Origin of the sequence: Fictibacillus phosphorivorans (assembly GCF_023715845.1) — a bacterium.
GTDB classification, from domain to species: Bacteria; Bacillota; Bacilli; order Bacillales; family Fictibacillaceae; genus Fictibacillus; species Fictibacillus phosphorivorans_D.
On sequence record NZ_JAMBOR010000002.1, the window covers coordinates 12,620 to 24,618 of the forward strand.

The following is an 11,999-nucleotide window of genomic DNA, read 5'->3' on the forward strand; positions in this document are numbered from 1 at the left end:
AAATTTACCTTTGGTTTAGCCCTTTAACTAACTTCATCTACTGTATCTGTTCCATGCTGCAGCAAAAACATCTTGTGGTATAATCCTCGCTTCTTCAGTAGCTCTTGATGTGTTCCTCTTTCAACTATTTCACCTTTATGAAGAACTAAGATTAACTCTGCATCCTGAATTGTGGATAAACGATGCGCGATGGCAATTGTTGTTCTTCCGTTTCTCATTTTATGAAGGGCCAACTGGATCTCTTCTTCTGTCTCCGTATCTATGTTAGCAGTTGCTTCATCTAGTATCAAAATTCTCGGAGAAAATGCCATGGTTCTCGCAAATGAAATCAGCTGTCTTTGTCCGCTTGAAAATGCAGCTCCTCTTTCACCTAGCATTGTACGATATTCTTGCGGCAGTTTTTCAATAAAGCTTGAAGCTTGAACAAACCGTGCCGCTTCCTTAATATCTTCATCTGTGATCGCTTTATTATATAACCGAATATTTTGAGCGATGTCCCCTACAAATAAAAATGGATCCTGAAGGACAAGCCCTACTTTCTTCCTGAGCTCCCCATTTTCGTAATGTGACAATGGGACATCATCAATTAGGATCTCCCCTTTTTCTATTTCATAAAAACGCATCAGCAAGTTTATGATCGAGCTCTTGCCACTGCCGGTATGACCGACTAAAGCCACCGTCTCTCCTGGATTGGCGGTGAATGAAATATTCTTAAGCACTTCTTGTTCACCATCATATGAAAATGACACATTCCTAAATTCTATTTTTCCATTTTCGATCACATGATTTACATGGTCAGCGTTCTTTTTAACGGGAGCCAGTTCTGTTTCATCCATAATGGTAAACACTCTACCCGCTGAAACAACCGCTTGTTGGAAAATCGACAGTCGCATCATCATCATGTTTACAGGTTCAAAAAAACGATCTAAATAGTTTATGAAAGCATAAATAACACCAATCTCAACAGGTGAATGAAATGACTTTATGCCGAAAAACGATAGGATCAATAGAAGAGCAAACATATAAATAAGATCTACAGCAGGTCTTAGAAGTAACCCATTATATTTTATATTTCTCATCTGGGCATCGTTGTGTTCATTGTTTACTTGAGCAAATTCTTTTCTTAGCCGTTTTTGTTGATTAAATACTTGAATGATTGCCATACCTTGAAGCGATTCGTTCAATTTAGCATTCAACTGACTAAGCTTTTCTCGCATTTCATAAAAAGATCTTGAGCTATATTTTCTGTAAAGCCACATGATGCAAATAATAAAAGGTAATATCCCTAAACAAAAAAGAGCAAGTTTGACGTTAAGATAAAACATAAACCCAAAAATCCCAAATAGGTAAACAATGTTTTGTACAAAAGTGGACAGGACACTCACATAAAGATCTTTAACAGCCTCCGTATCGTTCGTAATTCGCGACACTAAACTTCCGACTGGAGTGCGGTCAAAGAATTTCAAACCTAAAGAATGAACTTTTGAGAAAACCTGAACCCTTAACGTTTGAATAATATCTAAAGCGACGGATTGAAACAAAACAAATTGAATATAGTTCACGATTGCAGACATTACGATTAATGCAATATAGCCACACCCTAGGATAACGAGAGCTTTTTGTTCAAAGTTCCGAGGTGTTAAATAATCATCAATAAATGTTTTGACTAGTATTGGTGCAGTCAGTTCCGATGCCGTTGCAACCAAAAGGAGAAGAAAAGCAATCAACAGGCGTTTCTTGTGTATGTTTGTATAGGACATCAGGCGTTTAAAAACTGTCCATTGATTCATATGCTTAAGCTCATCGCTCAGCTGTATGTTAGTGTCACCTTTCATCTGCCTCCACCTCCTTGTGCAATAAGTGTTTCAAGAGCTTGCCTTTCATATGTTTCTTTATACCATCCTTCCTCACACAATAAGGACTGATGTGTTCCTCGCTGGACGATTGTACCGTTATCCATAACCACGATTAAGTCGCAATGAGCAATCGATGACAATCTGTGAGCGGTAATAATTGTGGTTTTATCTTTCCTTTCTTCTTTTAAGTTGTGAAGAATCTCTTCTTCTGTTTTTGCATCGACAGCAGATAAGGAGTCATCGAGGATGAGAATTTCAGGATCAATTACGAGAGACCTTGCGATAGAGATCCGTTGTTTTTGCCCGCCTGATAACGTAACCCCTCTTTCACCTACAACTGTTTCGTACCCGTATTTAAATTGAGTGATATCCTTATGAATAGAAGCTGTTTGAGCAGCTCCTTTTATTTCTGCAAAAGTAGCCTCTATCTTTCCGAAAGCAATATTTTCAGCGATGGTAGCTGAAAAAAGAAAGTGATCTTGTGGGACATATCCAATCGCTGATCGTAAAGTTTGCAGTCGATAATCACAGATATCCTCCCCATCTATAAAAACATTTCCTCTCTTGATGTGATGTTCCCGAAGAAGCATTCTGCACAAAGTTGTTTTTCCACTGCCTGTTTTTCCGACGACCCCTATCGACTGACCGCTTTGTAATGTGAAATGAACATCCTTTAATACTGAATCTTTTCCAGGATAACGAAATTCTTTCAGATGAAATTCAATATTTCCTTTTGGCAGCTTATCAAGTGTTCCTTCATCCTCAATCTCTTCTCTAACTGCCAATAAGGATTCTATTCGGTCATAGGACGCTCTTCCTCTTTCAACGATATTAAACAACCATCCAAAGGCCAGCATCGGCCAGATTAATAACCCTAAGTAACTAGTAAACGACACGAGTTCTCCGATTGTCAGATCGTCTTTAATGACTAACGATGAACCATAGCTTACTGCTAGGAAAAATGAAAAGCCGATGATCAAAGAAATGGTAGGATCAAACATCGAATCTATTCGAGCCACCGCCATATTCTTTCTTACAGCATCCTTTGATAATTCATTGAAACTTTTAATATCATCTTCTTCCTGACCGAATGCTTTTATTACCCGTGTTCCAGATATACTTTCCTGCACTTTATCGTTAAGAGATGAAAAAGCTTCCTGTGCACTATGAAATCGCTTATGAAGCATCGTCCCATATTTATTCGTCGCCCAGGCCATGACAGGTAAAGGCAATAGACTGACTAGTGTAAGCTTCCAACTGATTGTCGTGGCCATCGCGATCAGGGTAAATCCACCCATCATCAATGAGTCTACTAGAGTTAGTACACCATCCCCTGCTGTTTGCTGAATAGCTTGAAGATCATTTGTTGAGTGAGCCATAAGATCGCCAACCCGCCGCTTTTGATAAAATTCCTGAGATTTTTTTGTAAAGTGCTCATAGAGTTTATTTCTTAACAACATAGCAAGCTTTACAGCAGCACCAAATATTAAGATTCTCCATATATACCTTAAAACATAGATCCCTATCGCAATGGCAATCAGTAAACCTCCATACCGCCATAACAAATCTTCTGTTAAAGTACCTTCCTTAATGTGATCGACCACGAGACCAACAATTTTTGGCGGTACTAATAGCCCTAATGATACAAAGGCAAGCATAACGATACCGCCTACGTACCGGATTCTTTCTTGCTTAAAAAACCACATCAACTGAATAAAAACCTTCATACATGCCCCCCCCATATCTGCCACTAAAACAAGTATAGTTTACCAATATATGAAAATTTCGAAAAGAAAAAATTCATAAAAAAAAGACCACATTAAGAGCGGTCTTTAAAATCTATCATTAAAGAAATTTATTAATTTCATCTTGTATTTCGTTGTACAGGTAATCGAAAGAATCTCCACTTACATGGATACATGGGCTTTCATACTTTTGTTCAGCATACTCATATTTTGGATCATAATAGTTTTCAAGCAAGAAAGAAACGACTTTTTCATAATCTTGTTTTAAGAGTGCCTCTTTGATCTCGGACATGATCGATGAGGGAATTCTATTTGTAAGTTTCAATACCGCTTCTTCAATCTCTTTCTTATGCAGCTGCGGATCATATACCTCACAAATGTATTGTACTCGCATGCCAAAAGGGATGTTGATATGAATACGGGTTCCAGAATATTTGCCCTCTAACAAAAAGTCTGGAACAATCACTCTTCCGATTCGTTTACTCTCAGATTCAATGATTAAAATAGGAGCTTTTTTGAGTTCATTTAATCGTTCATACAAACGTGATTCGAACTTTTTCTGTGAAGCGGGCTCTTCTCCGATTCTTCCGAAGATAGAACCTTTATGACCAGCCATCTTCTCTAAATTGATGACCGGATAACCTTCCTCTTGGAGCTTTTCTAAGAACTTTGTTTTCATCGTCCCTGTATAACCTTCTAAAACTATGATTTCATGTGCTTTCTGGCTATATTCATTGAGTGTTCTTTCGATTTGTTTTCGGTAAGAACGGATCCCGCCTTCTAACTGTAAACAATCTATACCCAACATCGACATCGTTTGCACAAGACTTTTTGAACGCATTCCGCCTCTCGCACAATAAATCACAACCTGCTTTTCAGGGTATTTGGCCATCTCGTTCTTAATGGTCTTATAGAAGTTCGGCAATTTTGGGGCGACAATCTCTAGGCCGCGTTCTACAGCTTGTTCTTTACTTTTTTGTTTATAAATCGTTCCAATTTCCGCTCGTTCATCATTTGAAAAAATACTTAAGCATTTTGCACCAGGGATATGATATTCGTCATATTCTTTAGGAGACCTGACATCAAAAAGCAGATGTGAATCAGAATCTATATCATTTAACTGAATTGTCCTTAACTCTTCCATAATATCATCCTTTTTTGACGCAATAAGCAATGTAAAAACGAAAACAAGCACCCGATTTACTCAGGGTGCTTGTACCATTTACTTCATCTGCTTGTTCATAGCCTGCATCATTTGGTTAATTTTCTTTTGTGACGGCTTTTGACCCATCTGCATCATCATCACACGCAACATATTTTCATTAATCGGTGGATTCTTTTGTAAATAACTCATCATATACTTGCGGGCAATAAAAAATCCGATCGCAACGCCTGCAATCAGTGAAAGTACAGCCACAAGGATTACCATACCAGTGCTCATTGTAAAAACTTCCTCCTTCATGTTGTCTAGAACTAGTTTACTACAAGTTATAGGTTACATACAACATTTGAAAGTTAATTAAGTCGCGTACATCATGTTTAGTTTAAACGGAGACAGCCATCCATATTTCCTTTCTCCGTAGTCCATTGCCAAGAAGTACGATTCAAATTGTCTTAAAGCTTCAAATATAATTGTTTCTGCCTCAAAATTTCCAATACTGTACAAATGCAAGTAACGATCGTTCAGTTCGATCCTGACCTTACTATTCTTCGCCGAAAGTGTATAGGTTTGCCCTTCAGAAAGCCATTCGTATTTATCTTTTAATTGATGCCATAAGTGTTCTTCGAGCTGCGAGACAGACATGGAAGATGTTATGTATCCGATCTGTTTATTTAGTATCTGTTTAAAAATTCCTGATGAACGCTGTTCCTCGTAAAACAATTGAAAAAGCTTATTTTCTTTTCCATAGTAGGAATGAGCAACTTCTTTCGTTATTAAATAGATATAAAATTCTCTCATGGAAAAGCTCCTCTCCAACTTCTTGCTGAAAAGTATATACAAAAAATGGAGAAAAGCTTGTCTAAAGGACAGAGTGAAAAACAACTTTTTTTGTCGAAACACAAAGAAAAGAAGGTTTTCGTTTGAAAACCTTCTTTCTAAATAATCTTGTTATTTGTTCAATAATTCTTTAACACGTTTCACAACGTTCTCTGGTGTGAAACCGTATTTCTCTTTAATCACTTCTCCAGGTGCAGAAGCCCCAAAAGTATCAATTGCTAATGTGTCTCCATCAAGTCCAACATATTTATGCCATCCTAATGAAGAACCCATTTCGATTGCTAAGCGTTTTGTAATATGTTTTGGAAGTACTGATTCTTTATAATCAGCATCCTGCTTATCAAAACTTTCCCAAGAAGGCATTGAAACAACTGATGCAGAAATACCTTCATTTTTTAGAAGCTCTTGTGCTTCTACAGCTAAACTTACCTCTGAACCAGCAGAGAGAAGAAGAACATCAGCCTCAGATTCTGAAGGAGAAACGACATATGCACCGCGTTTAACACCTTCATATGCTTTTTCTTTCGTATTTTTCAAGATAGGCAAGTCTTGTCGGCTTAAAACAAGTGCAGTCGGCTGATCCTTACTTTCAACAGCAATCTTCCAAGCCGCATTTGATTCATATCCGTCAGCCGGACGAATCAAGTTGAGATTTGGGAGAGCTCGTAGTGAAGCAAGTTGCTCAACTGGTTCATGTGTTGGACCGTCTTCCCCTACCATTACACTGTCATGTGTTAAGACATAAGTAACAGGAAGTCCCATCAGTGCAGATAAGCGGATTGCCGGACGAACATAATCAGAGAAAACGAAAAATGTTCCGCCGTATACTCTAAGTCCGCCGTGAAGCGCCATTCCATTTAATGCTGCGCCCATCGCAAATTCACGAACACCGAACCAGATGTTTCGTCCACTATAATCGTTTCGGCTAAAGTTTACTTCGCCTTCTAGTAGTGTTTTATTGGAACCCGCTAGGTCAGCAGATCCACCAAAAATAGATGGAACGTTCTTCGCAAGGACATTTAACGCTTTTCCGGCAGAAGAACGAGTAGCAATTGCTTTATCAAATTCAGGCATCCCTTGATCCCAATTCTCAGGAACTTCTCCTTTGATCGCTTGTTGAAGTTCTTTCGCTAATTCTGGATAAGCTTCTTCATATGCCTTAAATCGCTTGTTCCAATCCTCTTCTTTCGATTGACCTTCAGCTTTTAACTGTTCAAAATGTGATCTTACTTCGTCAGGAACATGGAAATCGTTCTCAAATGTCCACTTATAAGCTTCTTTAGTTAACAAGATTTCGTCTTTACCTAGTGGTGCACCATGGGAAGCAGATTTACCAGACTTATTCGGTGACCCGTAACCGATCACTGTTTTAACTTCTATTAGCGTCGGTTTGTTTAACTCTTCACGTGCTTCTGCAAGAGCTTTTTCGATTTCCTCCAAGTTCGTTCCATCTTCTACATATAGAACTTGCCAGCCATAAGCTTCAAATCTTTGCTTTACGCTCTCAGAGAATGAGTGATGCAAATCACCATCTAAAGAAATGTCATTTGAATCATACAGTACAATCATTCTTCCTAAACCAAGGTGTCCAGCTAAAGATGCTGCCTCTGCAGATACACCTTCCATTAAATCTCCATCACCACAGATGGAATACGTATAATGATCGATTACTTCATGTCCATCACGGTTGTATTTTGCAGCTAAATGACGTTCTGCCATCGCCATCCCAACTGCCATCGCAATACCTTGTCCAAGTGGACCTGTAGTTGCTTCTACGCCGACTGTATGACCGTATTCAGGGTGTCCAGGAGTTTTACTTCCCCATTGTCTAAATTCTTTTAAGTCATCAATTGTTAACCCATATCCACTTAAATGTAGCAAGCTATACAATAGCATTGATCCATGACCTGCCGATAGAACAAAGCGATCACGGTTAAACCATTCTGGATTAGATGGATTATGATTCATATATTTCGTCCAAAGGCTATACGCCATTGGCGCCGCACCCATTGGCATTCCTGGATGGCCAGAATTCGCCTTTTCGATGCTATCAATGGATAGTGTTCTAATCGTATTAATTGCTAATTCATCAATATTATGTGACAAAAAAAATCATCCCTTCATATGTACTAAACGGTTTTGAATTACATAATAAACCTTCATGTCCAATTAGACAAGGTAAACACATCATAAACTAATGTTATTTTACCATTACCCTCTCAAGTTCATACAAAAACCGCCTGAAACTATGACAAGAAATCTTGTTCAAGAAATCTTGTTATAGTACAGGCGGTAAAATGTATATTAAGCTAATCCAGGAATCTGACAAGAGAAATAATCTGTTTTTTCATCATAATCAAGCTTCATATTTTCTGCAAACCAGCTTTCTTCTGCTTTGACAAAAAATTTAAGTCCCTCCACTTCCTGGATAAAGTCATTTTCCTCTGGAACCGCAGGAGTTACACCAAGCGAAAAGCCGCCTGAATCACCACTTCCTGCATACTTTACAAATAAACGCAATCCTTCTTTTGCTCCTAGTTCGATATCTTTATAAAGATTTGCTGCTGCACTCGTGATTGAAAAAGTCAAAATATTCTCCCCTTTCAAAGTTGTTATATAACAGTATATACTAATGTATAATAAATGCAACAGAAAAAAATGCCTATTTGCATATTTGCAAATAGGCACAAAGTATTAATGTTTAAGGTTATTTTTATTTTCTTTACTTCTTTTTAATTTTTCAGGTGTTACATCATTCCCCTTAGGATCTACAAAGGTAACACCATGCAGGTCTTGGACAAAAGATTTTCTAAAAGCTTGAAGATATTCTTCTCTAAGTTTTTTCTGCTCCAATTGTTCTGCGTTTGATAGCTCTGTTTGCTTTGACTTTCGGGACAACTCATTTATTCTTTGCAGTTTATCTTTAGATAACATGTATAAAAAACTCCTTTTTACCATCACTTTCTCTTAATCTTACAGGAGTAGAAAAGGAATTTCTAGTTATCCGTATTTTCCATATAATCTCTGTATCTTCGATGAACGGTAGCTTTCGAAATATTATAACCAAGCCCTCTTAGAGTTGCAGCTATATCATGAAATGTTAATTTCATCTCTTTTAACCTGACGATCTCTTTAATAGGTACTTCTTTCTTTTCACGGCCACCAACGTTATTGTTCTTCAGATTTTTCTGAGGTTTATATCCATCCCTTACTGCCTTTTTCATTCCTCTTTTAATCTTCATATTATGGAGTTTACGCTGGTATTCCTCAACTGTTGAAACAATATCTAAAACCATTTCATCGGCTTCCGTAAGGATGTATTCACCATTATGTGTTAAAGTAAAGACTTTTATATGATATTTGATTAATTGATGGAGGATCGCCATCTTAGCTTTGCCTCTTCCCAATCGAGTATCATCCTGTATAAGGAGACACTGAAATTCACCATCCCTGGCCATATCCAGAACACTCAATAATTCTTCTCGGTCGAGTGAATAGCCGCTTGCTTTTTCTGATATACAATCAAGTACTTCTAAATGGAATTGATCTGCGAGCTTTAACAGTTCTGTTTTTTGTCTTTCAATAGATGTAGATTGTTCGTCTTTATCTGTACTGACTCTGCAATAAATGATCGCTTTCATAAATTAAAACCTGCTTTTTATTTACTAACTGGGATTATAACTTTTTGACCAGGAAATACAGCTGCCGCATTTACACTGTTTTTTTGTTCTACCCACTTTATAAATTCCCAGTTGGAATAATGATGTTTTGCATTATATTCTTCAGAAAGACTCCATAACGAGTCTCCTTCTTCAATTGTAACTTCTATATATTGATTATCCTGTGCTGCGAGGTTTGAAAGTGTAAAAAAGATTCCTCCTACTAACCCTAAAAATACAATAACATGCAACGTCCCTTGTTTCATTATAATTCCCCTTTCAACAAACGTTTGTTCGTATTTCTTATTCTTATCATATCTGGAACGTCTGTTCGGTGTCAACACATTTTTTCGAACTTATGTTTGTATCTATAAGATTGCCATGCTATACTTTTTATAGATAAAAAATCTGGTGAGGTGCTTAAACAATGACTAAGTTATCCAGACGGCAATTGGATATTCTGGCTTTTATAAAAGAAGAAGTATCGCAAAAAGGTTATCCGCCTTCAGTAAGAGAAATTGGTGAAGCCGTTGGACTCGCTTCGAGTTCTACGGTACATGGACATTTAGCACGGCTTGAAAAAAAGGGATTAATCCGAAGGGATCCGACCAAACCTAGAGCGATTGAGGTATTGGGTTTAGAGGATAATATTCCTTCTGTTAGATCTGTATCGATTCCGGTTATCGGAAAAGTTACTGCGGGTCTTCCCATCACTGCAGTTGAAAATGTAGAAGAATATTTCCCTCTTCCTGAGCATGTAGTTGGAGACGAAAATGTTTTTATGCTTTCCGTTGTAGGAGACAGTATGTTTGAAGCAGGAATATTTGATAAGGACTTAGTAGTTGTAAAGCAACAGCCAACAGCAAATAATGGAGATATTATCGTTGCGATGACTGATGAAGATGAAGCTACCGTTAAGCGATTCTTTAAAGAAAAGAACCACATCCGTCTTCAGCCTGAAAATTCATCGATGGAACCCATTATCCTTCAAAGCTGTACGATTTTAGGAAAAGTGGTTGGAGTCTATCGTACGATACACTAAACAAAAAACTTTAATTAGGCAGCAAGAGCGTGTTTTCGCATTGCTGTTTTTTTTGTGCAATAATTTTTAACTTTTCTACTCTATCTTACAACAACCTAATGAATGGATACTACACGTCGATAGGTAATTCATAATTGGACTTTCGTGGCAATGATTGGCGAAATTTACAGAATATTGATTCATTTTGTCTATTTACAAATTATACCTAAATAATATACCTTGGCATTGTAAGATTGGTTATTTATATCGGGCCCAAAAATAACCTAGAATGCTAAATGATTTAGATTTATTGGATGAGACCGTTAGCAGAAAGGAGGTAGCCAGGTATAGCTTAAATATATAAAACCAACAATCCTTTTATAGGTGTATTCGCATCCAGAGTTCTCTTTTTCACAGGAAAGTATCAAAAATAAGATACGGGAGCTGTTCATATGAGAGCAAAGTTTTCTCTATTGATGATTGTGTTTATTATTGCATCAGCCGGGATCATCCCTATCTCTGCAGGAGCTGCCACTTCATCTGATGTGGCAGATAATGATTACACAATAAAGTCATTTCATTACTTAAAAGTAGATGAAGAATACGTAGATTCCGATGCAATGATTAACAAGGTCACTGACAACAATTTAAAAATAACTATGGTTCTGCCTAAACAAAACAAAGATGGCGACTGGCTAGCGTACGGATTCACCAGCATAAAAGAATTAGATAAATTTATTGCCAAAGATAAACAAAAAATCGAAAATATCATTACACCAATGGCAAGCGGTCCATGCTGTACTGATTTTTATGAACATAAAAACAAGGGCGGCAGCTATATTTATTGGAGAGATGGATTTAAAAACTTGCCATCAAGCTGGAATGACAGAATTTCTTCTGTAAGCACAGCCTCACCTTCATACAGTTATTCTACGACACTATGGGAACATACTTCTGGTCAAGGGTATGGGAAAGGCGTCTTCTTCAGACATCAAGATTGGTATGGTAAGACCGCCAATCTAGCTTCTGATTGGAATGACAAAACGTCTGCTATTGAAATCAAATAGCGTTGTGAACCAAACAATATTTCTATAGATAAACAATAAACCCCTAATTCCAGCCGGAATCAGGGGTTTGTGTTAGAAAGTAGAAATTTAAGGAGAAAACAGCTTCCAATTCCTTCTGAGATAACTACAACCTCACCATCGATCACTTTAATCACAAAAAATCAGGTGAACAAAACGCGTCGAACATTGATTTATGTATCTTACATTTTTTAATAATAAAGAAAGAGCCCCCTCAACGATTGATGAGAGAGAGCTTTAGGTTTTTGTTATTGTAGATGATGACCTTATTGTAATACTAGAACTAATAATACATACTTCTAATCATACCTTACTCATAAAAAGTATCGACTTACCTTCAATCGGTTACCATAAGAAAGAGCAATCTTGATTGCTCAAATAATTGTGTGGAGTGATGTATCATGGCAAGAAACAAACTTTTGGTACCTGGTGCAAAAAACGCATTAGAACAAATGAAGCATGAAGTTGCCAATGAGATTGGAGTTCAACCTGGTGCAGATACTACCGCACGTGCAAACGGTGCTGTTGGAGGGCAAATGACTAAGCGTCTAGTCGCAAAGGCAGAACAGCAGTTAAGTAACCAACAAGGTCAATAACCTTGGTTCTAAAGAGACCCAGTTGAATGGGTCTCTTT

Annotated in this window: 13 protein-coding genes; 3 read left to right on the forward strand and 10 right to left on the reverse strand. The window is 37.5% G+C overall.

What is annotated here, in order from left to right; genetic code table 11:
• Window positions 1–23: 23 nt before the first annotated feature.
• From M3206_RS01695 to yneA, 10 genes are all read right to left on the reverse strand, one after another.
• A complete protein-coding gene (locus M3206_RS01695; protein ID WP_425590693.1) occupies window positions 24–1,835 on the reverse strand; it encodes an ABC transporter ATP-binding protein in 1,812 nt (603 codons plus the stop codon).
• Entirely contained in the window at window positions 1,832–3,583 is a 1,752-nt protein-coding gene (locus M3206_RS01700; RefSeq protein ID WP_251310778.1) for an ABC transporter transmembrane domain-containing protein, read from the reverse strand. Before M3206_RS01700 ends, M3206_RS01695 begins: the two co-directional genes overlap by 4 nt.
• A 118-nt stretch (window positions 3,584–3,701) precedes the next feature.
• Window positions 3,702–4,745 (reverse strand): tRNA 2-selenouridine(34) synthase MnmH, encoded by a 1,044-nt coding sequence (gene mnmH, locus M3206_RS01705; RefSeq protein WP_251310779.1) that lies wholly within the window; start codon window positions 4,743–4,745, stop codon window positions 3,702–3,704.
• Between the two features lie 78 nt (window positions 4,746–4,823).
• On the reverse strand, window positions 4,824–5,042 hold the full coding sequence (locus M3206_RS01710; protein ID WP_251310780.1) for a YneF family protein: 219 nt from the start codon (window positions 5,040–5,042) through the stop codon (window positions 4,824–4,826).
• A 78-nt stretch (window positions 5,043–5,120) separates the two neighbouring features.
• The gene (sirA, locus tag M3206_RS01715) at window positions 5,121–5,561 is read right to left on the reverse strand and encodes a sporulation inhibitor of replication protein SirA (protein WP_251310781.1); all 441 of its coding nucleotides are present in this window, start codon (window positions 5,559–5,561) and stop codon (window positions 5,121–5,123) included.
• A gap of 150 nt (window positions 5,562–5,711) precedes the next feature.
• On the reverse strand, window positions 5,712–7,706 hold the full coding sequence (gene tkt / locus M3206_RS01720) for a transketolase (protein WP_251310782.1): 1,995 nt from the start codon (window positions 7,704–7,706) through the stop codon (window positions 5,712–5,714).
• 198 nt (window positions 7,707–7,904) lie between these two features.
• Window positions 7,905–8,189 (reverse strand): HesB/YadR/YfhF family protein, encoded by a 285-nt coding sequence (locus M3206_RS01725; RefSeq protein WP_251310783.1) that lies wholly within the window; start codon window positions 8,187–8,189, stop codon window positions 7,905–7,907.
• A gap of 105 nt (window positions 8,190–8,294) precedes the next feature.
• Window positions 8,295–8,534: a DUF896 domain-containing protein gene (locus tag M3206_RS01730; RefSeq protein WP_251310784.1), complete on the reverse strand. Its 240-nt coding sequence runs from the start codon at window positions 8,532–8,534 to the stop codon at window positions 8,295–8,297.
• A gap of 62 nt (window positions 8,535–8,596) precedes the next feature.
• Complete coding sequence (locus M3206_RS01735) at window positions 8,597–9,241, reverse strand: YneB family resolvase-like protein (protein WP_251310785.1); 645 nt, start codon at window positions 9,239–9,241, stop codon at window positions 8,597–8,599.
• Between the two features lie 17 nt (window positions 9,242–9,258).
• Complete coding sequence (gene yneA, locus M3206_RS01740) at window positions 9,259–9,525, reverse strand: cell division suppressor protein YneA (protein ID WP_251310786.1); 267 nt, start codon at window positions 9,523–9,525, stop codon at window positions 9,259–9,261.
• Window positions 9,526–9,686: 161 nt separating this feature from the next.
• On the opposite strand from yneA, the gene lexA reads away from it, so the two are divergent.
• The 3 genes from lexA to M3206_RS01755 all read left to right on the forward strand — a co-directional run bounded on the left by lexA (window position 9,687) and on the right by M3206_RS01755 (window position 11,961).
• Window positions 9,687–10,301 carry a transcriptional repressor LexA gene (gene lexA / locus M3206_RS01745; RefSeq protein ID WP_251310787.1) on the forward strand — a complete coding sequence of 205 codons (615 nt, stop codon included), beginning with the start codon at window positions 9,687–9,689 and terminating at the stop codon, window positions 10,299–10,301.
• A 431-nt stretch (window positions 10,302–10,732) separates the two neighbouring features.
• Entirely contained in the window at window positions 10,733–11,347 is a 615-nt protein-coding gene (locus M3206_RS01750) for a hypothetical protein (protein ID WP_349773987.1), read from the forward strand.
• 419 nt (window positions 11,348–11,766) lie between these two features.
• Entirely contained in the window at window positions 11,767–11,961 is a 195-nt protein-coding gene (locus M3206_RS01755; RefSeq protein ID WP_251310788.1) for an alpha/beta-type small acid-soluble spore protein, read from the forward strand.
• The last annotated feature ends 38 nt before the right edge of the window (window positions 11,962–11,999 follow it).